Annotated in this window: 20 protein-coding genes; 9 read left to right on the top strand and 11 right to left on the bottom strand. The window is 67.0% G+C overall.

Features of this window, described 5'->3' with window-relative positions; translation table 11 throughout:
- Positions 1–14 precede the first annotated feature (14 nt).
- The gene (locus ACZLIF_RS06800) at positions 15–2,411 is read right to left on the bottom strand and encodes an autotransporter family protein (RefSeq protein WP_128990025.1); all 2,397 of its coding nucleotides are present in this window, start codon (positions 2,409–2,411) and stop codon (positions 15–17) included.
- A 231-nt stretch (positions 2,412–2,642) separates the two neighbouring features.
- Positions 2,643–3,098 (bottom strand): CopD family protein, encoded by a 456-nt coding sequence (locus ACZLIF_RS06795; protein WP_065181382.1) that lies wholly within the window; start codon positions 3,096–3,098, stop codon positions 2,643–2,645.
- A 198-nt stretch (positions 3,099–3,296) separates the two neighbouring features.
- Between ACZLIF_RS06795 and ACZLIF_RS06790 the strand changes: the two genes are divergently transcribed.
- Together ACZLIF_RS06790 and ACZLIF_RS06785 are read left to right on the top strand one after the other, a co-directional pair.
- Complete coding sequence (locus ACZLIF_RS06790) at positions 3,297–3,833, top strand: class I SAM-dependent DNA methyltransferase (RefSeq protein WP_241686007.1); 537 nt, start codon at positions 3,297–3,299, stop codon at positions 3,831–3,833.
- A gap of 93 nt (positions 3,834–3,926) precedes the next feature.
- Positions 3,927–5,231, top strand: a complete 1,305-nt coding sequence (locus ACZLIF_RS06785) for a polyhydroxyalkanoate depolymerase (RefSeq protein ID WP_053519900.1) — start codon at positions 3,927–3,929, stop codon at positions 5,229–5,231.
- Between the two features lie 56 nt (positions 5,232–5,287).
- Here the strand turns inward: ACZLIF_RS06785 and ACZLIF_RS06780 are convergent, their stop codons facing one another.
- Together ACZLIF_RS06780 and ACZLIF_RS06775 are read right to left on the bottom strand one after the other, a co-directional pair.
- On the bottom strand, positions 5,288–6,277 hold the full coding sequence (locus ACZLIF_RS06780) for a sensor domain-containing protein (protein WP_128990027.1): 990 nt from the start codon (positions 6,275–6,277) through the stop codon (positions 5,288–5,290).
- Positions 6,274–6,639: a PadR family transcriptional regulator gene (locus ACZLIF_RS06775; protein WP_053519902.1), complete on the bottom strand. Its 366-nt coding sequence runs from the start codon at positions 6,637–6,639 to the stop codon at positions 6,274–6,276. The genes ACZLIF_RS06780 and ACZLIF_RS06775 overlap by 4 nt, the downstream gene beginning before the upstream one ends.
- A gap of 136 nt (positions 6,640–6,775) precedes the next feature.
- Here ACZLIF_RS06775 and ACZLIF_RS06770 point away from each other — a divergent pair, with 136 nt between their 5' ends.
- The gene (locus ACZLIF_RS06770) at positions 6,776–7,678 is read left to right on the top strand and encodes a peptidylprolyl isomerase (protein ID WP_128990029.1); all 903 of its coding nucleotides are present in this window, start codon (positions 6,776–6,778) and stop codon (positions 7,676–7,678) included.
- 574 nt (positions 7,679–8,252) lie between these two features.
- On the opposite strand, the gene ACZLIF_RS06765 is transcribed toward ACZLIF_RS06770, so the two are convergent.
- The gene (locus ACZLIF_RS06765) at positions 8,253–9,125 is read right to left on the bottom strand and encodes a DMT family transporter (RefSeq protein ID WP_065174688.1); all 873 of its coding nucleotides are present in this window, start codon (positions 9,123–9,125) and stop codon (positions 8,253–8,255) included.
- Positions 9,126–9,240: 115 nt separating this feature from the next.
- Here ACZLIF_RS06765 and ACZLIF_RS06760 point away from each other — a divergent pair, with 115 nt between their 5' ends.
- Positions 9,241–10,185, top strand: a complete 945-nt coding sequence (locus ACZLIF_RS06760; RefSeq protein WP_053518793.1) for a LysR substrate-binding domain-containing protein — start codon at positions 9,241–9,243, stop codon at positions 10,183–10,185.
- A gap of 71 nt (positions 10,186–10,256) precedes the next feature.
- Entirely contained in the window at positions 10,257–10,550 is a 294-nt protein-coding gene (locus ACZLIF_RS06755) for a hypothetical protein (RefSeq protein WP_053518791.1), read from the top strand.
- A gap of 33 nt (positions 10,551–10,583) precedes the next feature.
- Here ACZLIF_RS06755 and ACZLIF_RS06750 read toward each other — a convergent pair whose 3' ends face one another.
- Positions 10,584–11,360, bottom strand: coding sequence for a DUF4349 domain-containing protein (locus ACZLIF_RS06750; RefSeq protein WP_241685999.1), 777 nt, complete (start codon positions 11,358–11,360; stop codon positions 10,584–10,586).
- A 17-nt stretch (positions 11,361–11,377) separates the two neighbouring features.
- On the bottom strand, positions 11,378–11,734 hold the full coding sequence (locus ACZLIF_RS06745; RefSeq protein ID WP_053518787.1) for a GFA family protein: 357 nt from the start codon (positions 11,732–11,734) through the stop codon (positions 11,378–11,380).
- A gap of 112 nt (positions 11,735–11,846) precedes the next feature.
- Between ACZLIF_RS06745 and ACZLIF_RS06740 the strand changes: the two genes are divergently transcribed.
- Entirely contained in the window at positions 11,847–13,655 is a 1,809-nt protein-coding gene (locus ACZLIF_RS06740) for a DUF885 domain-containing protein (RefSeq protein WP_128990031.1), read from the top strand.
- A gap of 100 nt (positions 13,656–13,755) precedes the next feature.
- Here the strand turns inward: ACZLIF_RS06740 and smrA are convergent, their stop codons facing one another.
- The gene (gene smrA / locus ACZLIF_RS06735) at positions 13,756–15,588 is read right to left on the bottom strand and encodes a multidrug efflux ABC transporter SmrA (RefSeq protein WP_128990033.1); all 1,833 of its coding nucleotides are present in this window, start codon (positions 15,586–15,588) and stop codon (positions 13,756–13,758) included.
- Between the two features lie 130 nt (positions 15,589–15,718).
- The gene (locus ACZLIF_RS06730) at positions 15,719–17,278 is read right to left on the bottom strand and encodes a serine hydrolase (protein ID WP_128990035.1); all 1,560 of its coding nucleotides are present in this window, start codon (positions 17,276–17,278) and stop codon (positions 15,719–15,721) included.
- 110 nt (positions 17,279–17,388) lie between these two features.
- On the opposite strand from ACZLIF_RS06730, the gene ACZLIF_RS06725 reads away from it, so the two are divergent.
- From ACZLIF_RS06725 to ACZLIF_RS06715, 3 genes are all read left to right on the top strand, one after another.
- Positions 17,389–17,832 carry a VOC family protein gene (locus tag ACZLIF_RS06725; protein WP_128990037.1) on the top strand — a complete coding sequence of 148 codons (444 nt, stop codon included), beginning with the start codon at positions 17,389–17,391 and terminating at the stop codon, positions 17,830–17,832.
- Positions 17,833–17,900: 68 nt separating this feature from the next.
- Positions 17,901–18,656, top strand: coding sequence for a DUF72 domain-containing protein (locus ACZLIF_RS06720; RefSeq protein ID WP_241686000.1), 756 nt, complete (start codon positions 17,901–17,903; stop codon positions 18,654–18,656).
- A gap of 60 nt (positions 18,657–18,716) precedes the next feature.
- The gene (locus ACZLIF_RS06715; protein ID WP_128990041.1) at positions 18,717–19,664 is read left to right on the top strand and encodes a DMT family transporter; all 948 of its coding nucleotides are present in this window, start codon (positions 18,717–18,719) and stop codon (positions 19,662–19,664) included.
- A gap of 9 nt (positions 19,665–19,673) precedes the next feature.
- Here ACZLIF_RS06715 and ACZLIF_RS06710 read toward each other — a convergent pair whose 3' ends face one another.
- The gene (locus ACZLIF_RS06710) at positions 19,674–20,834 is read right to left on the bottom strand and encodes an AAA family ATPase (RefSeq protein WP_128990185.1); all 1,161 of its coding nucleotides are present in this window, start codon (positions 20,832–20,834) and stop codon (positions 19,674–19,676) included.
- Positions 20,835–20,939: 105 nt separating this feature from the next.
- Positions 20,940–22,010, bottom strand: a complete 1,071-nt coding sequence (locus ACZLIF_RS06705; RefSeq protein ID WP_065174678.1) for a sensor domain-containing diguanylate cyclase — start codon at positions 22,008–22,010, stop codon at positions 20,940–20,942.
- Positions 22,011–22,060 lie beyond the last annotated feature (50 nt).

Below are 22,060 nucleotides of genomic sequence, written 5' to 3'. Positions count from 1 at the left end.
GTACGCCGATCTGCTTACCAGTTGTAGGACATGCCCAGCGTGGCGCTGACTTCGCGGTAGCCGGAGTCACCGCGGCTCACGTCCAGACCGCCCCAGCCCGTCCAGCCCTTGGCGAACTCCACCCGCGCGCCTGCACCCAGCGCGTAGCGGTTGCGTGGCGCGTCGCTGTCCATGGCCACGTCATCGAACGCCATGCCACCCGTGCGGGCGTCGCGATACCAGTTGGCGGTCAGGTACGGGGTCACCACGGCGCCATGCGTGCTGGTCGATTCCGCTTCCAGGCGCAGGCCGAGGCGGCCGGACAGGCCACTTTCGCCCAGGCCACGCACCACGGTGCCGTTCTGCTCGGTATGTCGATCCGTGCTGACGTTGGTGTAGACCAGCTGCAGCTCCGGCTGCAGGCTGACCCTGCTGTCGCCCAGCGTGCCGACGCCGAAGCGGTAACCCGCCTCCAGCGAACCCTGCCACAGGTCGCTGTCGTAGCGCTCGGCAGCCAGGCCATCGCCTTCCACCCGGTTGTTGAAGCGGCCGTGCTGCACCCAGCTGTCCACATAGGCACGACCATTGTTCCAGCTGCCGTACACCCCTGCGGCCACGCCGGCGACCTTGCCGCGTGCCGCAAAGCCGGTCAGCGCCGAGGTGCTGGTGCTGTCGGCACGCCCACTACCGAGCATCACGCCCAGGCGGCCACGCCCTTCATCGAACAGCCCCACGTCTGCGCCCACCTGCACCACATGGCGCTGCGTGCGCAGATCCAGCTGCTCCTGCATGGCCCCCAGGCGCGCCTGCTGGCTGTCCACGCGTGCCCAGCCGTGCACACCCTCGGCAACGGCCGCATTGCCGTCGCGATCACTGCGCTGCAGGCGGAACAACTGCCCTGCGGCGTACTGGTTGGCCAGGTACGCGCCGGTCTCCGGGCGCAGCACCGGCTTCGGATCCGGATTGATCGGACCGGTCGGGTCGCAGTCGGGCAGCGACGGATCCAGGTCACAGGGATCCGGCGGCGTCACCGGCAGTTCCGAACGCAGGTACCAGTTGCCGTCGGCCTCATCCTTGAACAGGAAGTACTCGTACTGCCCGCCGACCGCACGGCCGACCAGGTCGAACTGGGCGTCGGACGCGCCGTTGATCTCGATCAGCTCGATGCCCTTGTCGGTCTGCGCGCCCTGGCCGCCGGCATTGAGCACGCGCACATTGGCCTGCCCGGTCGCATCACCGGCGATCACCAGGCGGTCGGTCTGCGAGTCGTCCTCGCCAAGCACCGTGTTGAACACCAGCGTGCCGCCGTTACCAACGAACTCGTCCAGGGACAGCGTATTGAAACCGCCCGCACCATCGCCCAGCTTGACCATGCTGCCCGCATCCAGCTGCAGACGGCCGACACTGCTGTCGCCGGTCAGCTGCCAGGTGCTCTGCTCACCCACCGCCACCGAGCTCGCATCGACGATGCGGCCGATCAGCGTGGCGCGGTTGCGCAGCGAGACATCCAGCTGGCCCGTGTAGGAGGCGCGATCGGCAATGATGTCGCCGGTCAGCGCCGCGTTCTCCACGTTGAAGCGCACAGCAACGTTGCCGACCTGCCCCTCCTCGCCATGCTTGACCAGCAGCAGCGTGCCATCGCCGGCGATCAGGCGCGCACCGTTGCGGATGTTGATCTCGGCTGATTCGCCGTCGACGTCGGCATCGGGACTGCCCCAGTCGACATCGGGATTGACCCAGATCGCCGGGCCGGTCTGCGACTCCAGGGTGGAATTGTCGACGTTCAATACCAGGTTGTCCGCACCCCGATATTCGAAGTACATGACGGCGCCGTTGCGGCTGGCCCGGATCGTCGAACCGTTGACGATGTCAGCCCTGCCCGCGCCCATACTCAGACCGATGTTGTGGTACCAGGCAGTGCTGTCGCGGTGCGCCACCGCCAGGTGGGAGTTGTCCATCAGAAGGTACACGTCGCCCTGTCCACCGCGGAATTCCGGGAACAAGGCGATGGCACCACCGATGGAATCGATCCGCGTGTTGTAGAGGCGTGCCGACGAATCGACCGAGATGTTGAACTGGGTCATGCCCAGATCGAAACGGCTGTCCCGCGCGATCAGGCTGGAACCCGATTGCACGTGAATGTTCTGATTGGCATTGCGGACCAGCACATCCGCACGCGTGAGCACGACATTGGAGCCGTAGGTCGCATTGATGCCGTAAGTGGACGCGTCGGTCACCGTCAGGTTGGCCCCATTGGTCACCTGCCATGCCTCGGTCGGGTCCCCCTGCACGACGTCGTGATCCTCGTCGTTGAGATAGCCGGCAGAAGCGGGCTGGGCCAACGGCAGGGCGAGCGCCAGCAGCAGGCACTGCGAGAGCGGACGCAACGCAAGAGAACGCCCGCGTGCAGCGGAACGATGGGTGTATTTCATGACGGATCTCCAGAGGGGGGCACGTAGGCGGCACAGCGTGCGTGCAGTACCTCGCAATCCAGCCTGTGCCCACGTGGAGCGATGGCGGGACTGCTGCAGGCAGCCGCTGTGTCGAAGGCGCGCAGTATCTGGAGACGCACGGGCGGGGCCCATGCAATTTGTTGCAAGGCGCGCCGCGCCGCTTGTCAGGTTACGCGGCGATTCATCTGGATGTGCGCGATGTGCGCCGGCTCAGAAGGGTTTGGCCAGCACCAGCCAGACGATCGGAATGAAGGCCAGCAGCGGGATTTCGTTGATCCAGCGCAGCGCGCGCGAGGACGGCAGAGGCCGGCCCTTGGCGACGCCCTTGAGCAGGCGGCCGGTCCAGCCGAAGTAGACCAGCAGCAGCACCACCAGGCCGAGCTTGGCATGCAGCCAGCCGGCACCGCCCGGCGCGACCATCGTCGGGAAGTCCGGAATGACCCGGTAGCCCAACCACAACACCAGTCCCAGGACGAAGGCCAGGCCGAACATCGAGTGGCCGAAACGGTACAGACGCAGGCCCATCAGCTGCAGGCGCTCGACCACCGCGGATTGTCCCGCCGCTTCGGCCAGGTTCACCAGGATGCGCGGCAGATAGAACACCGTCGCCATCCACGCCACCACGAACACGATGTGGAAGGTCTTGACCCAGTAGTAGCTCTGCATGCGCTCGCTCCAGCGGCTGGCGTAGGTGGCGGCCATTCTCGCATGGCGAGCCGGTGTACCGGCTGCGGTCGGCGCGACCGATCGACGCACGGCGAGCGGCAACGCCGTACGATAGGCACCGTTTTCAACGAAACCTCCTTCTGCGTGGACAAGACCTACGACGCCGCCTACTTCCAGCGCTGGTAGCGCCGGGCCGACATCGGCGGCAGCGCCCGCCTCGCCCGCAAGGTGGCATTGGCGGTGGCCACTGCCGAGTACTACCTGGAGCGGCCGATCCGCAGCGTGCTGGACATCGGCTGCGGCGAGGGGGCCTGGCGCGCGCCGCTGCGGAAACTGCGTCCGAAGGTCGAGTATCTGGGCTTCGACAGCAGCGAGTACGCTGTGCGTCGCTATGGCCGGACCCGCAACCTGCATCTGGCCCGCTTCGGCGACTTTGCCTGGCTGCGGCCGTGCGCGCCGGTGGACCTGCTGGTCTGCTCGGACGTGGTGCACTACGTGCCCGACCGCGAACTGCGCGCCGGCCTGGCCGGCGTGGCCGAGCTGACCGGCGGCATCGCGTTCCTGGAGAGCTTCGCCGCCGAGGACGCGTTCGAGGGCGACCATGAGGGCTTCCAGGCCCGCCCGGCAGGCTGGTATCGCCGGACGCTGGCCCGGCACGGCCTGCAGCCGGCAGGGTCGCACTGCTGGCTCGGCCCCGCCCTGGCAGGCGATGCGGCCGCGCTGGAACGGATGTGAATCCGGATTCATTATTTTCAGCCAACTTAACCTGCGGGACACCCGGATGGGATATGCTGCGCGGCAACATATGACCATACATATTCGGTCGTCATGCTCTATCAACTGCACGAACTGACCCGCAACCTGCTCGCCCCCTGGGTGCACCAGGCCCAGGCCAACGCCAAGTTCTTCGCCAATCCCGGCCACTGGTGGTCGCAGATGCCGGGTGCCGAACGCCTGGCGGCGGTCAACGAACTGTTCCATCGCATCGGCAAGGATTACGAGAAGCCCGAGTGGGGCATCAACGAAATCGAGGTCGAAGGCGAGCGCGTGCCGATCGTCGTGCACGAGGAAGTGAGCAAGCCGTTCTGCAAGCTGCTGCGCTTCAAGCGTCACAGCAACGAAGCCGACCAGCTGCACACCATGCTCAACCAGCCCTTCGTGCTGGTGGTGGCGCCGCTGTCCGGCCATCACGCCACGCTGCTGCGCGATACCGTGCGCACGCTGCTGCGCGACCATCGTGTCTACGTTACCGACTGGGTCGATGCGCGCATGGTTGCGGCCAGCGAAGGTGATTTCGGCCTGGACGACTACATCGCCTACATCCAGGAGTTCATCCGCCACCTTGGCGTCGAGCGCCTGCACGTGGTCAGCGTGTGCCAGCCGACCGTACCGGTGCTGGCCGCGGTGTCACTGATGGCCAGCCGTGGCGAGCCCACCCCGCGCACGCTGGTGATGATGGGCGGTCCGATCGACGCACGCTGCAGCCCCACCGCGGTGAACAATCTGGCGACCCAGAACCCGCTGTCCTGGTTCGAGAACAACGTCATCCACAGCGTGCCGGCCGGCTACCCCGGCGCAGGCCGTCGCGTGTACCCGGGCTTCCTGCAGCACGCCGGCTTCCTGTCGATGAATCCCAGCCGCCATTTCAGCTCGCACTGGGACTTCTACGCCGACCTGGTCAAGGGCGATCTGGAAGACGCCGATGCGCACCGCCGCTTCTATGATGAGTACAACGCGGTGCTGGACATGCCTGCCAGGTACTACCTGGATACCATCCGCGTGGTCTTCCAGGACTTCCTGCTGCCGCGCGGAGAGTGGGTGGTCAACGGCGAAAAGGTCGACCCTTCGGCGATCCGCGATACCGCGCTGCTGAGCATCGAAGGCGAACTGGACGATATCGCGGGCCTCGGCCAGACCGAAGCTGCGCAGGCGCTGTGTACGGGCATCCCGGCCGAGCGCCGCGAGCATTTCATCGTCGAAGGCGCCGGCCATTACGGCATCTTCAGCGGTCGCCGCTGGCGCGAGGTGGTGTACCCGAAGGTACGCGACTTCTTCGCGGCGCACGCAGAAGCGCCAGCGGCAAAAGCGAAGAAGAAGAGCAACGTCACCCCGCTGCGCCGCAAGGCGGGCTGACCCTGCGCCGGGGGTCGGTTCCCTTTCCAACGGAAAGGGATCCGACCCCTCGTCGCTTACAGGCGCACCAGCAGGTTCTTCGCGATCAGGCCATGCAACTTGCCGATGCCCCGTGCCAGGTGCAGCGTCAGCAGCAGCAGCAGGGCACCCGCCGCGGCGACCACGATCCCGACCAGCGGCGAGGCAGCCATCGGCAGCACGTTCACGCCATCAACGTACACGCCCGGGATGTCCCCGCTGAAGATCGCTGCCACCGGCGCCCAGATCAGTCCCAGCGACAGCGACAGCAGCGTCACCGCGATGGTGAAGTAGACGATGCCCAAGGGCAGCATCAGCACGAAGTACAACAGGGTCAGCCAGGTGCGGCCGTCCGTGAACATGTCGCCGATACGCTGCAGCCAACTGCGGCTGCGGTCGGTATAGCGCGGCCGCCGCGGCATGCGCTCGCCCAGCAGCGCCTCGACCAGGCGCCCCTCCAGCAGTGCCAGCCCGCGCACCGAACCGAAGAACAGCACGGTCAACGGCACGCCGATGATCAGGATCAGCAGGCCGAGCGACAGCGACAGGCCGGTCACCACCCAGGTGAAGAAGAAGATGCCGGTGGCCAGCGACAGCAGCATGTAGAACAGCGCGCCATAGGTGTGCGGATCGGCCACCACGCCAAAGAAGCGCGACAGCAGCGAGCGCGGCACCGGCACCGGCGGTGCCGCGGCCGGTTCCACACCACTGGCCTCGGCTGCCACACGCAGCACCGGCGCGGTGTCGGCGCGCGGCGTGCGCAATGCGCGGTTCACGGTGACTTCCGTTTCGCGGTAGATCTCCGCCACTTCATCCGGCGCACCGTAGCTGCCGGCCACATCGGCAATCACCTCCGCCTCGCTGCGACCGGGCTGGGCGGCCAGCTCGGAACGCAGGTATTCCTCGGCGTCATACAGCGCGTCCTGCACCATCGCCGGATCGGCGCCCTGCAGCGCCTCGCGCAGTTGCGCCAGGTACTGCGGGATGGTGGTCGGCAGGGCGCGGCCTGCCAGGCTCGGGTCGTTCATTGCGGTACCCCCTCCAACACGGAATCGACGGAATCACGGGTGGCCTGCCAGGCCTGGCGCCACTGCGCCAGCACTTCGCGGCCACGGTCATTGATGCGGTAGTAGCGCCGGGGCGGCCCGCTGCTGGAGGGCTCGACATGGCTCTCCAGCAGGCCGCCGTTCTCCAGGTTGCGCAGCACCGGGTACAGCGCGCTCTGCTTGCCACTCAGCACGCCCTCGCCCACGCGCTCCAGCTCCTTGGCGATGAGGTACCCGTACAGCGGCTCGCCGGTACGGGCCAGCACCGCCAGCAGGGCCAGCGACACGGTTCCGGCGCTGAGCTCCTTCTGGAACTTCTTCAGGTGGATGTCGTCTTCCGACATGCCCGGCCCTCCACTACGTTGAAGTCCACAGTAGTGCGAAGTTCGGTATAGCGAATGTGTCGTTAGTCATCCTGCCGGTTGGCGTGGCCCTGCGGCTCGCGCAGAATCGAGGGCTCGTTCATGTTCCGGGGTTTCCATGCCGCACCGTCGTCGCCTTGCCCTGACCGCCCTCGCCCTGGCCTGCCTGTTGCCCTCGCTGGCCAGCGCAGCGACGCCCTACCGCAGCCCGCAGCAGATCCTTGACGCCTCGGTCGCCGGCGATTGGCGCACCCCCGACCCAGCCAACCTGCTGTACATGGATCTGCCTGCCGGCCGGGTGATCATCGAACTGGCGCCCCAGTTCGCACCACGCCATGTCGCCAACATCCAGACGTTCGCCCACGAGCACTTCTGGGACGGCACCAGCATCTACCGTTCCCAGGACAACTTCGTCGTGCAGTTCGGCGATGCCGACGCCGATGACCCGGCCAAGGCCAGGCCGTTCGGCAGTGCCGCGCGCAAGCTGCCGGCCGAGTTCGAGCGTGCCAGCGCCGGCCTGAAGGTGAGCGTGCTGCCGGACCGCGATGGCTGGGCGGCGCAGACCGGTTTCGTCGATGGCTTCCCGGTCGGACAGGATCCGCAGGCCGGCAAGGCCTGGCTGGCGCACTGCTACGGCATGCTGGGGGCCGGTCGCAACAACGACGAGGACAGCAGCATCGGTGCCGAACTGTACGTGGTGACCGGGCAGTCGCCACGTCAGCTGGACCGCAACATCACCCTGGTCGGTCGCGTCCTGAAGGGCATGGAACTGCTTAGCGCGATCCCGCGCGGCCCGGCGCCGATGGGCTTCTATGAAGACCCGAAACTGCGCACGCCGATCATTTCGATCCGCCGTGCCAGCGACGTGACGGCCGCCGAACGCACGCCGATCCAGGTGTTGCGTACTGATTCGAAGACTTTCGCCGATACGGTGGAGGCGCGGCGCAATCGCGTGGATGATTTCTACAAGCGTCCGGCCGGGCATATCGATCTGTGCAATGTTCCGGTGCCGGTGCGGTGATGGGTTCCTGCACGTGACGCGTGCTGAAGGTGCTTCACTGTTCATGGGCGTCACTTTTCTTTGTACGCAAAGAAAAGTAACCAAAAGAAACGTTCCGCCGACCGCGAGCCGATGCGCGTTGCGCATCGGTACCCTGCGCTCCTCGGCCCGTCGAGGGACGGCGCGGGAACTCGCTGCGCTCAAACACCCGCGCCTCTTCGCCCTCGCCGGACCTGTGGTGCTCGGCTCGCTCAGGGCGGATCCAAGGTCAAAGGCAGAAGCGGTCGCTTCGCTCGCCGGGCCCGGCCCGGCACTACCAAGCATCGTCGTGCAGCTGTGGCTCTTGACCTTGGATCCGCCTTGAGCGAGCCGAGCATCGCAGGGGAATCAGGGGCGAAGAGGTGCCGATGTCTGAGCGCAGCGAGTTCGGCACCGTCCCCTGATTCACCGAGAAGCGCAGGGGACCGACGTGCGAAGCACGGCGGCTCGCGACCTGGCGGCGCGTTTCTTTTGGTTACTTTTCTTTTCGCGCGAAAAGAAAAGTGACGCCCATGAACAGTGAAGCACCTTCAGCAAGCGTCACGCGCGAAACCGCTCAGCCCTTCTGACTCACCGCCACGCTTCCCAGAATCAACGCACCCGCAATCAGCATCTGCAGCGTCACCGGCTCACCCAGGAACAACCACGCGAACGCCGCACCGAACAGCGGAATCAGGTAGGTCACCGTGGATGCACGCGACGGGCCGATGCGGCCGATCAGACGGTAGAACATCAGGAACGCCAGCCCGGTGCAGGCCACGCCCAAGGCAATCGCCGCGCCCCACGCCTTGAGCGGAATCGCGGCCTGCGGCCAATGGCTCACCGCCATCGGCAGCATCCACAGCGAGGCGCAGGACAGCGTCGCCGCCGCCGCGGCAGCAGACGGCAGGCCCGCCATGTGCCGCTTCACCAGGTTCACCCCCAGTCCGTACAGCAGCGATGCCGCGGCGCCGGCCAGCACGGCCGTGCCGATGCCCAGGCCCGAGACCTTGGCCGTCGCCAGCACCACCACGCCGGCAAAGCCGACCAGCAACGCACCCGCGCGACGCACACCGATCTTCTCGCCGAAGAACAGGAAGGCGATGAGCGCGGCGAACAGGACCGTCATCGCATTGCAGATCGCACCGATCGCCGCCGGTGCGTGCTCGGCGGCGTAGGCGAACAGCACGAACGGCAACGCCGAGTTGACCAGGCCGATCGGCGCCAGCCACAGCCAGCGCCGCGGCGGGAACTGCGCCCGCGCGCGCCACAGGAACGGCAGCAGTACCAGTGCCCCCAGCAGCAGACGCACCTCGACCAGGGCGAACGGGCCGAACGATGGCACCGCCACCCGCATGAACAGGAACGAGCACCCCCAGATGGCGCCCAGCAGGGTCAACTCCAGCGGCGTGCGCCAGTCGCGCTCGGCCGCCTGTGGGACCGCATTCATGCCCTGCCTCCGTCCATCATCCACTCCTCGGTTGGTACAACAGGATCAGACGCAGACGCCCGCCGCACAAGCGCGTAGTATCGCTGCCAGCCACAAATATGGTTTGAGGCTGGACATGCAGCTACGCCCTTCCCTGCTCCCTGCCCTGGCCGTGTTCGCGGTCGCCGCGCGCCACCAGAACTTCGCCCAGGCCGCGCAGGAACTGCACCTGACCGCCAGCGCGGTCAGCCACCATGTCCGCCGCCTGGAAGAGGTGCTGGAAACCCGCCTGTTCCTGCGCCATGCCCGCGGCGTGCGGCTGACCGCCGAAGGCCGGCAGCTGGCCGACGCCGCCAGTGCGGCGTTCACCGATGTCGCCGCCGTCGCCCACAACCTGCATCCGGATGCGGACAGCGTGCCGCTGCGCATCACCACCCTGCGCTCGCTGTCGTACTGCTGGCTGCTGCCACGCCTGCCGCGCTTCACCCAGGCGCATCCGCACATCCGGGTGGAACTGCACACCGGCAGCGGCCTGGACCGCTACGACGACAACGGACCGGAGGTGGGCATCCGCTATGGCCTGGGCCAGTGGCCGGGGCTGCACGCGCAACACCTGATGGACGACAGCCTGTTCCCGGTCGCCTCGCCGGCGCTGCCGGGCGTGGAAGCCCTGCACGATCCTGCGCGCATCGCCGAGCTGCCGCTGCTGACCGATCTCTCGCCGCAGGGCTGGCGCGACTGGTTCCGCCATGCGGGCGTACGTCCGCCCTCGCCGCTGCCGCCGATGCACACCTTCGCCGACAGCACCGATGCGATGCGGGCCGCGGTGTATGGCATGGGCGCGGTGCTGGCGCGCACCCACATCGCCCAACCCTACCTGCAGCGCTACGAGGTGGTGCGGCTGCCTGGGCCCGCGCTGAAGGCCCGCTATGCGTATTACGTGGTGCATGCCGAAGGCCAGCCGCCCAGCCCTGCCGCACGCCTGTTCATCGATTGGCTGCTGGCCCAGGCACAGGACGACCGCACACCGATCCCGGCACTGCCCGACAGTCTGCTCGGCCGCGCGCCCACGCCCGGCTGACCAGGCCCTCACCCGGTCTTTGCCCATCGCTGGCTACGCTGCGGATACCTCCACAACGACCTGCATCTGCCATGGCCCTGCTGCGAATGCGCATTACTGGAACCGAAGACGACGCCCGTGCGATCAGCGACCTGCTGCTGGGCCTGGAAGGCATCGAACATGTCGAGGAAACCGACGATCTGATGCCGCACATGGACGACGATGACTCCAGTTCGGCAGGACTGTCCGATGACATCGGTCCGGGCATCCACGAACTGGAAGTGGAAGTGGGCAACGAAAGCACCGCGCAGAAGGTTCGTGACGCGGTGCAGGAGCTTGCGCTGGAGCTGGACGTGTTCGTCGAATACGAGACCGACGAAGGCTGAGGATCGCCGGGCGTGGCCCGGCGAACCCGCGCGTTACGGCGTGCGACGGCGGCGACGCAACCCCGCCCTCACACCCCATCCTGCGATCAATGCCAGTACCGCGACCGGCAGCAATGCAGCCGCCGCACGGATCAGGAAGGCGATACTGGTACTGAGGATGCTGCCCGACTCGCTCAGCGCATCGCCGATCTCGCTGCGGCCGCGCTCGCCGGAGGTGGTACCGAAGTGCAGCGTCAGCAGCTGCGTATCGATGCGGCGACGCTGCTGCGCGGCGTCCTTGCTGGCCTGCTCCACCCCCGCCTCGATCTCCGACAGGCGCGTGCTGATCGCCAGCAGATCCTCGATCTTCAGACCGCCACGGTCCTGGTAGGCGAGCAGGCGTGCGTGTTCCTTCTCCAGCCGTGCCTTGGTCAACGCGGTATCGGCCACCTGCTGTGCAAGATCCTCGGCGCGGGTGGTGCGCGACTGCAGTGTGCCGCCCTCGCCCGCCAGGCCGATCAGGGGCTCCACGCCCTTCGGCGCGATGCGCACCCGGACCTCGCCGCTGGGCGAATCGCCACTGCGCTGGTCCACCTGCAGCACCGCACAGTCGCCGAACTTCGCACTCTGGCATGCCTGCGCGACCTGCTGGATGCGCGGCGCGATCGTTTCCGCGTCCAGCTGTACCTGTACGTCGTGTTCATAGGCCAGGAAGGCGCCTTCGGGCGACGCCACGGCTTCGGCTGCGGCACCACCGGCGCCGGCCGCGTGCTCCACCTTCGCGCAGGCCGCCAGGGCCAGCACGAGTGCCGGCACGGTCAAAGCGCCCACCCATCCATACCGGACCGTCACGCTGCGGCTCCGTCGTAGGAGGTCACCGACAGGCCGGCCAGGTCGACCTGCGGCAGGCAGCGCACGTTGACCGCCACCATGGCCGCACCGCTGCGCGGATCCACGGCCTCGCTGTACGGTGCAGTGCCGCACTCGCGGCAATGGTGGTGGTCGATGTGGTGCCTGTTGAACTGGTAGGTGGCCACATCGGCTGGATCGGTCTGCAGCTGGAATGCCTCGCGTGGCGCAAACCACAGCAGGCTGCCGCGGCGGCGGCACATCGAGCAGTTGCAGTCGATGACGTCGCTGATCGGGGCCTCGGCCTGCACCGTGAATGCGATCCTGCCGCAATGGCAGCTTCCCTGGTATTCCATGTCCTTTTCTCCGCTGGCGGGTCCGTGTAGGTGCCAATGGTAATCCTATGGCACGGGGACAAAGCAGCCCTGGCGGCCTATGCTCGGGGTTTGACCCCGTACAGGAATGCCGATGCGCCCGCATCTTCTTGCCCTCGCCCTGGTCGCCGCCCTCGCCGGCTGCCAGCAGGCCGACGCCCCGACCGCCGGTTCCACCTCCGCCGCCAGCCAGCAGGCCGGTGACGCGGCAGCCGATGCGGCCTTTGCCGATCTGTCCAAGCGCGCCCTGGACACCTGGATGCAGTTGTCCCCGGTCAGCGCCACCCAGATCGGCGACCACCGCTACGACAGCGAGATCGACGACCTGAGTGCGGCCGGCCAGCAGAAGACTGTCGCCGCCTACAAGGCATTGCTGGGCGAGCTGGACAGGATCGACGTGGCCAAGCTGGGCCGGGAGAACCAGGTCGATGCCGCCATCCTGCGCAACCAGCTGCAGTCGGAAATCTGGAACGCCGAAGTGCTGCAGTCCGGCAAGTGGGATCCGCAGCTGTACAACGGCATCGCCGGCAGCGCGATCTACGGCCTGATGGCACGCGAGTTCGCGCCGCTGCCGGAACGGCTGAAGTCGGCCACCGCGCGTATGGAAAAGCTGCCGGCGATCTTCGCCCAGGCCCGCGAGAACCTCGACCCGGCGCGCGTGCCGAAGATCCATGCCGAGACGGTGGCCAAGCAGAACAAGGGCATTCTCAGCATCGTCGATACCTTCATCACCCCGCATATCGGCGAACTTCCCCAGGCCGACCAGCAGCGCCTGCAGGCCGCCATCGATGGCCTGAAGAAGGCCGTGGACGAGCAGCAGACCTGGCTGGACAACACCCTCGTGCCGAACGCGAAGGGTGATTTCCGCATCGGTGCGGAGAAGTACGACCAGAAGCTCAAGTTCGCCCTCAGTTCTTCGCTGTCGCGGCAGGAGATCGGTGAGCGCGCGCGTGCCGAGCTCAAGCGCGTGCGCGAAGACATGTACGGCATCGCGCAGACGGTGCTGAAGGACAAGCCGGGCGCGCCGGAGATGCCGGCGCAGCCGACCGACGAGCAGCAGCAGAAGGCCATCGAGGCCGCGCTGGAACTGGCCTACGCCGACAAGCCGGCACGTGACAAGGTGGTCGACGACGCCAAGGCCGCGCTGGACCAGTCCACCGCGTTCGTGCGCGAGCACGACCTGATGACGCTGCCGGATGCGCCGGTGGACATCATCCTGATGCCGGAATTCCAGCGTGGCGTGGCCGTGGCCTACTGCGATTCGCCGGGCCCGCTGGACAAGAACCTGAAGACCTTCTACGCGGTGTCGCCGATTCCCGACGACTGGAACGACAAGCAGGTCGATTCCTTCCTGCGTGAGTACAACTCGCGCATGATCCACCTGCTGAGCATCCATGAGGGCACGCCGGGCCATTACCTGGAAGGCTGGCATTCGGCCAAGTTCCCCTCGACCCTGCGCGCGGTACTGCGTTCGGGCCTGTTCGCCGAAGGCTGGGCGGTCTACACCGAGCGCATGATGCAGGAGCAGGGTTACCTCGACAACGATCCGCTGTTCCACCTGGTGCAGCTGAAGTTCTACCTGCGCACGATCTCCAACGCCATCCTCGACCAGGGCGTGCACGTGGACAACTGGGATCGCGAGAGGGCGATGCACCTGATGACCCACGACGCGTTCCAGCAGGAGAGCGAAGCGGCCGGCAAGTGGGTGCGCGCGCAGCTGACCTCGGCGCAGCTGCCGACCTACTTCGTGGGCGCGCAGGAGCACTTCGACACCCGCAAGGCGATGCAGGACAAGCTGGGCGACAAGTTCAACCTGAAGGCCTACCACGACCAGATGCTGTCCTACGGCGCACCGCCGGTGCGCTTCGCCCGCCAGCTGATGCTGGACCAGCCGATCGAGTAAGCGGCTGCGCTGGATGTGGATGATGAACGGCCCGGGCAACCGGGCCGTTCTTCTTTGCGCCGCATCCACGCCCTGCGCGGAACGGCCGCAGCCGAAACGGCTACTGGTCGGCCGCCACGAACCCGCCGGTCTGCCGTGCCCACAGCCGCGCATACAGACCACCGGCCGCGATCAGCTCGGCATGGCTGCCGGTTTCCACGATCCGGCCCTGGTCCATGACCACCAGCCGGTCCATGCGCGCGATGGTCGACAGCCGATGCGCGATCGCGATCACCGTCTTGCCTCCCATCAGTTCGTCCAGGCTGTCCTGGATCGCGGCTTCCACTTCCGAATCCAGCGCCGACGTCGCCTCGTCCAGCACCAGGATCGGCGCGTCCTTCAGCAGCACGCGGGCAATGGCGATTCGCTGGCGCTGGCCGCCGGACAGCTTCACCCCACGCTCGCCGACATGTGCGTCGTAGCCACGGCGCCCCTGCCCGTCCACCAGCGTGTCGATGAACGCTTCCGCACGCGCCTTGGCGACCGCAGCACGCAACTGATCATCGGTGGCATCCGGGCGCCCGTACAGCAGGTTGTCGCGGATCGAGCGGTGCAGCAGCGAGGTGTCCTGGGTCACCACGCCGATCTGTTGGCGCAGGCTCTCCTGTGTGACATGCGCGATGTCCTGGCCGTCGATCAGGATGCGGCCGCTTTCCAGGTCATACAGCCGCAGCAGCACATTGACCAGGGTCGACTTGCCGGCACCGGAGGGCCCGACCAGGCCGATCTTCTCGCCCGGCTTCACCACCAGGTCCAGGCCGGCGATCACGCCGCCCTTCTTGCCGTAGTGGAAATGGACATCCTGGAAGTGCACTCCGCCCTGGGTGACCTGCAGCGGCACGGCGTCCTCACGGTCCTGCACGGTCAGCGGCTGGGCGATGGTGGTGATGCCGTCCTGCACCGTACCGATGTCCTCGAAGATGCCGTTGATGGTCCACATGATCCAGCCCGACATGTTGTGGATGCGGATGACCAGGCCCGTCGCCAAGGTGATCGCGCCGACGGTGATGTGGCCACCGTTCCACAGCCACAGTGCCAGGCCACAGGTCCCGGCGATCAGGAAGCCGTTGACGATGGCGATGGCCAGGTCCATGCCGGTCGTCACCCGGGTCTGCGCGCGGTGCTTGACCGCCAGCTCCTGGATCGACTCGGCCACGTAGGCCTGCTCGCGGCCGCCATGGGCGAACAGCTTCAGCGTAGGAATGTTGGTGTAGCCATCGACGATGCGACCCATCGCCTTGGAGCGTGCTTCCGAGGCGATCCATGCCCGCTCCTTCGCGCGCGGCACGAAGTAGACCATGATCACTGCATAGGCAATCAGCCACAGCAGCAACGGCATCATCAATCGCCAGTCGGCCTGTGCGAACAGATACAGCGCGGTGCCGGTATAGACCACGATGTACCAGAGCGAGTCGACCATCTGCACGGCCGATTCGCGCAGCGACGTGCCGGTCTGCATCACCCGGTTGGCGACGCTGCCTGCAAAGTCGTTCTGGAAGAAGCTCAGGCTCTGCCGTACCACGTAGTTGTGCATCAACCAGCGCGAACGATTGCTCAGGCCTGGCACGATGGCCTGGTTGACCAGCAGGTTGTGCAGGCCGACCAGCACCGGGCGCGCGATCACGGTGATGAACAGCATCCAGCCCAGCTCATTGGCGTGACGTTTGAAAAAGCCGGCGCCGGGCTGCTCGGCGACCATGTCGACGATGCGGCCCAGGTAATCGAACATCGCCACTTCCACCAGCGCCAGCAGCAGGCCAGCGATCAGCGTGGCCAAGAGCACCGGCCACACCGGCCGGAGGTAGTGCAGGTAGAACGGCAGCACCCTCCGCGGCGGCATCCGCCCGTCCACGGGCGGGAACACCGGAATCAGGGATTCAAACCAACGGAACATCGCATTCCCTCGCCTCTTGCAACCGACGGAGTATCCCATGCCGGATGTGTACGCCAACCGACGATGCCCGGTGCCGGTAGCGCCGGGCCGTGTTCGCCGGGCATGGCCCGGCGCTACCGATCATGCGGCGTCAGTTGACCGGGGTGAACAGCAGGTCCTGGAAGTCGAAGCTGAAATCGGTCAGGTCGGAGATCGGCTGCATGCGCACCTCGCGCACCTTGCCATCCGGGTCGAGACTGATGTTCACGAAGGCATCGGCATTGAGCGAACGGTCGTCCCAGCGCACGATGAAGGTGTCGTGCTGCCAGTGCTCCAGCCGGCCGCTCAGCTGCGCGGTCTTCATGAAGCGCAGGCGCAGCCCCTTGCCTTCCGTGCTGATCTGCATGTCGCCATACCAGCGGTCGCGGAAGGTGCCGGTGTAACCGGCCAGCGGCAGCGAGGGAGTGCTGCCCCTGACACGCGCTGCCTGGTGCTTGGCCCAGGCCTCATCGGCCTTGTCCTGGCCCTTGGCCACGGCCTTGGCATAGGCGTCCACCCAGTCGTGCTTCTCCGCACTCAGATAGGCATCGAGCACGCTCAGCGTGATCGCGTTGAACGCAGCGCCCACTTCCTGGTTGGTCAGCACCACGACCCCCAGCTTCTCGCCCGGCACCAGCGTCAGCCGCGAGACCATGCCCGGCCAGCCACCGGTATGCCAGACCAGCTTCTGCCCGCGGTAATCGCTCAGGCTCCAGCCTTCGCCGTAACCGGCGAAGTTCGGCCGCGCCGGTGCCAGCTCCGGCACGCTCGGCGCCGGAATCGACTGCGGCGTGATCATGCGCCACATCTGCTGCTGGCTCTTCGCGGTGAACAGCGGGCTGCCATCGGCCAGCGCGCCCTCGGCCAGCTGCACCTGCATCCAGCGCGCCATGTCGTGCGCGCTGGAATAGATGCCGCCGGCCCCGGCATTGTTCGACCAGGTCAGCGGTGCGACGGTGCGCAGATCCTTGAAATCGTACTTGGCGTGTCCGACGGCCGCCTTGTCGCCGGGCCGCAGGTGGTCGGCGTTGTAGCGCGTGCCCGCCATGCCCACCTTGTCGAAGATGCGGGTCTGCAGGAACTGCTGGTAGCTCATGCCGGAAACGTGCTCGATCACCTGCTGGGCGACGGCGTACAGGATGTTGTCGTAGGCATAGCTCTCGCGGAATCCCCCTTTCAACGGCACCTTGCCCAGCCGCTCCACCACTTCGGCATTGCTGTAGGCGGTGGCCGGCCAGAACAGCAGGTCGCCCGCGCCCAGGCTGAGGCCGCTGCGATGCGAGAGCAGGTCACGGATCGTCATCTGCCCGGTCACGAACGGATCGGACATGCGGAACGACGGCAGGTGGTCAATCACCTTGTCGTCCATCTTCAGCTTGCCGTCCTCGGCCAGCAGGTTCAGCGAGGTGGCGGTGAACGCTTTGGTATTGGAGGCGATCGCGAACAGGGTATCAGCCTGCACAGGATCCGGCCTGCCCTGCTCACGCACGCCCCAGCCGCGTTCCAGCACCACCTTGCCGTCCTTGACCACGGCAACGGCGATGCCCGGCACGTCGAACTGCGCACGCACGCGCTCGACGGTCGCATCCAGATCCTGCAGCTGCGGGGGCGTTGCAGCATTCGCCATGGTCGTGCAGGCCAGCAGCACGGCTCCTCCAATCCAGGTATTCATCCAGAACCATCTCCGAGCAGGGGTCGCGGCCATGTGCAGGCCATCACCGGGGTTTCGCGGGATGGTAACGGTCGCCGGCGCATCGTGCCCTGTGCCATAGGAGGGGTGCCATGGACGAGAACGGCCGATCAAGCAGTGGATCCACCATCATTCCATGCCTGCGCTACCGCGACGCGCTGGCGGCGATCGACTGGCTGCAGCGCGCGTTCGGCTTCCAGGCGCAGGCGGTGTACGCCGATGGCGACGTGGTGTTCCACGCGCAGTTGGTGTTCGGGCACGGCATGATCATGCTGGGTTCGACCAGCAACGACAGCGCGTGGTCGAAGCTGGCGGTGATGCCTGACGAAACAGGGGGCCGCCAGACCCAGAGCGCCTGCGTGATCGTCAGCGACGCCGACGCGCACTATGCGCGGGCCAAGGCGGCCGGCGCGCGCATCGTGATCGACATTGCCGACCAGGCGTATGGCGGCCGTGGCTACGCCTGTGCCGATCCGGAAGGCTACGTGTGGTGGTTCGGCAGCTACGATCCCTGGCGCGCGGACCACCGCCAGTGACCGCGCCGGCACCCGCCCCCATCCGCTGCGGCATCGGCGGCTGGGTGTTCCCGGAATGGCGCGGCGGCATGTTCTATCCGCCCGGCCTGCCGCAGCGGGAGGAACTGGCGCACGCCAGCCGTGCCCTGCGCTGCATCGAGATCAACGGCACCTTCTATCGCACCCCGACCCCGGCCCAGTGCGCGCAGTGGGCGTCGCAGACTCCTGCCGGCTTCCGCTTCTCCCTGAAGGCACCCCGCTATCTGGTGCAGCGTCGCGACCTGTCCGGCACCGTCGAGGCCGCCGCGCCGTTCCTGCAGGCAGCGATCGCCCTGGGCGACCGCCTCGGGCCGCTGCTGTGGCAGTTCGATCCCCGCCATCCTGCCGATGCCGGGGCACTGGACGCGCTGATGGCCCAGCTGCCGAAGCAGCTCGATGGCGTGGCGCTGCAGCACGCTGTTGAAATCCGCAATCCGCAGGTGCACAGCGCATCCCTGGTCACTGCCGCGCGCAGGCACGGGGTGGCGTTGGTCATCGAAGACAGCGACGAAGCCCCGCTGCACGGCGACGTCACCGCCAGCTTCGTCTACGCGCGCATCAAGCGCAGCCAGGCCCGTCTGCTGCAGGGGCTGCCTGCCGCCACGCAGCAGCGCTGGGCCGAACGCGCCCGGCGCTGGGCCATCGGCGAGCCGGTCGACGACCTGCCATGCCTTGCCGGATCCGCCCCATCGACGCCACGAGAGGTGTACCTGCTCTGCATCGGTGCCGGCAAGGCACGCAATCCGGCCGCGGCGATGGCCCTGCAGCGGCGGCTGGACGACCTGCTCGGGTCTCAGGGGCGGTAAACGCGGCCAGGATCGAGCTGCCGACGCCCAGCGGTCACCGCCTTGCCGCACAATAGGCGGATGAGCACGCCCGACACCCGCAAAGCACTTTGGCAGATCCACTTCTGTGTCCTGTTGTGGGGCGTCACGGCCATCCTGGGCAAGCTGATCACCTTGCCGGCGCTGCCGCTGGTGTGGTGGCGCATGCTGCTGGTGACGGCGATGCTGGCACTGCTGCCACGGGTGTGGCGCGGCCTGCGCACGCTGCCGTTGCGGGTGGTGGCCGGATACGCCGGCATCGGTGCGCTGGTCGCCCTGCACTGGCTGACGTTCTACGGTGCGGTGAAACTGGCCAATGCCTCGGTGGCGGCGACCTGCATCGCGCTGGCACCGGTGTTCACCTCGATCATCGAGCCGTGGGTGGCCAAGCGTCCGTTCCAGCTGCGCGAACTGGCCTTCGGATTGGCAGTTCTGCCGGGCGTGGCGCTGGTGGTGGGGGGCGTGCCGGATGGCATGCGGCTGGGGGTTCTGGTTGGCGCGCTGTCTGCACTGCTGGTGGCGGTGTTCGGCTCGCTCAACAAGCGCATGGTCAGCCACGCCGATCCGTTGACGGTGACTGCGCTTGAACTGGGGGCCGGCACCCTGACCCTGACCCTGCTTGCGCCGCTGATGCCCTACCTGCTGCCGGCCCTGGCCAGCCCGCTGTGGGTGGTGCCGGACCTGCACGACGGCATCCTGCTGCTGGTACTGGCGGCTATCTGCACCCTGCTGCCGTTCGCCCTCGCCCTGGTCGCGCTGCGCCACCTCAGCGCCTACACCGTGCAGCTGGTGACCAACCTGGAACCGGTGTATGCGGTGCTGCTGGCGGTACTGCTGCTGCGCGAGCAGCACGAAGTCACTCCCTGGTTCTACCTGGGCGTGGCGATCATCGTCGGTGCGGTCTTCCTGCATCCGCTGCTGAACCGCCGCAAGCCATTGCAGCATCCGGAAATCCTCGGCACCGCGGAGGCCCGCAACGTCGCCGATTGAGCGGGCACGTCACCGCCGCGGCCAGTGCCATGCCGGCGCGTCCAGCAGGCCCTGCCCGCTCAGCAGCGTGCGGCCGTGTTCCTTGTGCAGATGCACGGAATGGCATGCGGGCGCCTGCTCCAGAGCGGCGATCAGGCGGCTGGCGTGCGACACCACCCACACCTGGCTGCGTGAACTGGCCGCCACGATCAGCCGCGCCAACGCAGGCAGCAGGTCAGGATGCAGGCTGGTTTCCGGTTCGTTGAGCACCATCAGCGGCGGCGGCCGCGGCGTATGCAGGGCAGCAGCCAGCAGCAGGAAACGCAGCGTGCCGTCGGACAGTTCGGCCATCGACAGCGGCCGCAGCAGGCCGGGCTGGTGGAACCGCAGCACCATCCGTCCATCCAGCACCTCGAATCCCACCGAAGCCCCGGGAAAGGCATCGTCCACCGTGCGAGCCAGCGCGACCGGGTCACCGTTTTCCAGGATGGTCACCCACGCTGCGGCCAGATCGCGGCCATCGTGGTGCAGCACCGGGGTACGCGTGGCCATCGCCGGCTGCCGTGCCGGGGCATCGGCATCGCTGCGGAAGTGATCGTAGAAGCGCCAGCGCCGGATGTACTCGCGCAGGGCGAAGGTCTCCGGCATGCGCTGCGGATCAGCTGCCTGGGTGAACAGGCTGTCGAACAGCGACAACCGGTCGTCCAGCACATCCCAGCCACGTGCATGGCGCTGCCGCACCATCCCGCCCCGGCGATCCACCAGCTGACTGGCTGTGCGCAGGAAGGAACCGGCCCAGATTGCTTCGGCCTTGATCTGCGGGTCCAGGGCGAATGCCGACAGGCTGGGCGGCGGGTAACCGAGGTCGATGGCGTAGCCGTAGTCATCGGTGGTGAAACCCAGTCTGAGGCCTACCGGCTCCTGTCGCGGCCCTCCCTGCAGCGGAATCTCGCCTGCAGCTACCCGGCGGTCGATCCTGCCGGGCCCTGCCCACAGCGCCGAGCCCAGCCCACCCTCGCGCGCCAGCGCTGAGGCCACCCCGCCCTGGGCGGTTTCAGCCAGCAGGCGCAGCGCCCGATACAGGCTGGACTTGCCGCTGCCGTTGTCGCCGGTGACCACGTTCAGCTGCTGCAACGGCAGCACCAGCGTATGCAGCGAGCGATAATTGGCGACGGCCAGGGTCTGCAGCACGGTGGTCATCCTTGGAAACAAGGCAACCATGGTGACCCGGGGCGTTCGCACCCGCTGCGACCCGGCGCCATGCAGCGATGGGGCCGCCGGTTGCGGACGGCCGGCTCAGTCCGCGAACTCCACGCGGTTGCGTCCGTTGCCCTTGGCCCGGTACAGCGCCGCGTCGGCACGGGCCAGGGTCTGGTCGACACTGTCGCCGGCGCGATGCATGGCCACGCCGATGCTGACCGTAACCGGAAAGCCGAGCGGCAGGTTGCCCACGGCCATACGCAGGAACTCACACTGCACGCCTGCCGCGTGGAGATCCGTGTCCGGCATCACCGCCACGAATTCCTCGCCGCCATATCGCGCCGCCGTTCCGCCGCCGGCGAAATGCGCACGCAGCAATGCCCCCAGTTCGGCCAGCACACGGTCACCGGTCGCATGCCCGTGGAAATCATTGATGCTCTTGAAGTGGTCGATGTCCAGCAATGCCACGCAAACCTGTCGTGGCTGGCCATCGGCATCGGCGAGGGACTCTTCCAGCGCGACCGCCATCGCCCGCCGGTTCGGAAGCCCGGTCAGTGCATCGGTACGGCTCTGTTCGGCCAGATCCGCGTTCTGTGCCAGCAGCACATCGTGATACTCGGACAACAGGCGTTCGTAGTCATCGCGTTCCAGCATGTGCTTCTGGATGTCCAGTGCAAAGCGGCGCAGCTCCATCACCAGCATCACCTGCCGTGACAGCGCACTGAGTGCCTCGGCCTTGGCCCGTTCCAGATGCTGTGGGCGCGCATCGAACACGCACAGCGTCCCGAGCGGCAGTCCGTCGGAACTGATCAGCGGTGCGCCGGCGTAGAAGCGGATGTGCGGATCGCCCACCACCACCGGATTGTCATGGAAGCGCACGTCCTGCAGTGCGTCCTCGACCACCATCACCTCCTGCGGCTGCAGGATCGCATGGCCGCACATCGATTCGCTGCGCAGGGTCTCGGTGGCATCGATGCCCTGGATCGACTTGAACCATTGCCGTTCAACGTCGATCAGCGTGACGGCCGCCATCGACGTGCCGCAGACCGCCTTGGCGATCACCACCAGATCGTCGAACGATCTCTCGCGTTCCGAATCAAGGATGCGGTAGCGGTACAGCGCTTCCAGGCGAAGCGCTTCATTGGCGGGCTTGTCGGGCTTGATCATGCAGCGTCATGTTCCGGCAGGTCTCGGCGGAGTCTATCCGATGCGCGGCC

The sequence above is a fragment of the Stenotrophomonas sp. 2201_Sma genome, assembly GCF_056486685.1.
This window is presented reverse-complemented; position numbering and strand designations above follow the sequence as displayed.

Coding starts and splice junctions, on each gene's coding strand:
- ACZLIF_RS06785 (WP_053519900.1), top strand. CDS start 3,927: ATGCTCTATCAACTGCACGAACTGACCCGCAACCTGCTCGCCCCCTGG.
- ACZLIF_RS06800 (WP_128990025.1), bottom strand. CDS start 2,411: ATGAAATACACCCATCGTTCCGCTGCACGCGGGCGTTCTCTTGCGTTG.
- ACZLIF_RS06740 (WP_128990031.1), top strand. CDS start 11,847: ATGCGCCCGCATCTTCTTGCCCTCGCCCTGGTCGCCGCCCTCGCCGGC.
- smrA (WP_128990033.1), bottom strand. CDS start 15,588: ATGTTCCGTTGGTTTGAATCCCTGATTCCGGTGTTCCCGCCCGTGGAC.
- ACZLIF_RS06775 (WP_053519902.1), bottom strand. CDS start 6,639: ATGTCGGAAGACGACATCCACCTGAAGAAGTTCCAGAAGGAGCTCAGC.
- ACZLIF_RS06715 (WP_128990041.1), top strand. CDS start 18,717: ATGAGCACGCCCGACACCCGCAAAGCACTTTGGCAGATCCACTTCTGT.
- ACZLIF_RS06755 (WP_053518791.1), top strand. CDS start 10,257: ATGGCCCTGCTGCGAATGCGCATTACTGGAACCGAAGACGACGCCCGT.
- ACZLIF_RS06780 (WP_128990027.1), bottom strand. CDS start 6,277: ATGAACGACCCGAGCCTGGCAGGCCGCGCCCTGCCGACCACCATCCCG.
- ACZLIF_RS06745 (WP_053518787.1), bottom strand. CDS start 11,734: ATGGAATACCAGGGAAGCTGCCATTGCGGCAGGATCGCATTCACGGTG.
- ACZLIF_RS06705 (WP_065174678.1), bottom strand. CDS start 22,010: ATGATCAAGCCCGACAAGCCCGCCAATGAAGCGCTTCGCCTGGAAGCG.
- ACZLIF_RS06795 (WP_065181382.1), bottom strand. CDS start 3,098: ATGCAGAGCTACTACTGGGTCAAGACCTTCCACATCGTGTTCGTGGTG.
- ACZLIF_RS06730 (WP_128990035.1), bottom strand. CDS start 17,278: ATGAATACCTGGATTGGAGGAGCCGTGCTGCTGGCCTGCACGACCATG.
- ACZLIF_RS06720 (WP_241686000.1), top strand. CDS start 17,901: ATGTTCTATCCGCCCGGCCTGCCGCAGCGGGAGGAACTGGCGCACGCC.
- ACZLIF_RS06725 (WP_128990037.1), top strand. CDS start 17,389: ATGGACGAGAACGGCCGATCAAGCAGTGGATCCACCATCATTCCATGC.
- ACZLIF_RS06765 (WP_065174688.1), bottom strand. CDS start 9,125: ATGAATGCGGTCCCACAGGCGGCCGAGCGCGACTGGCGCACGCCGCTG.
- ACZLIF_RS06770 (WP_128990029.1), top strand. CDS start 6,776: ATGCCGCACCGTCGTCGCCTTGCCCTGACCGCCCTCGCCCTGGCCTGC.
- ACZLIF_RS06760 (WP_053518793.1), top strand. CDS start 9,241: ATGCAGCTACGCCCTTCCCTGCTCCCTGCCCTGGCCGTGTTCGCGGTC.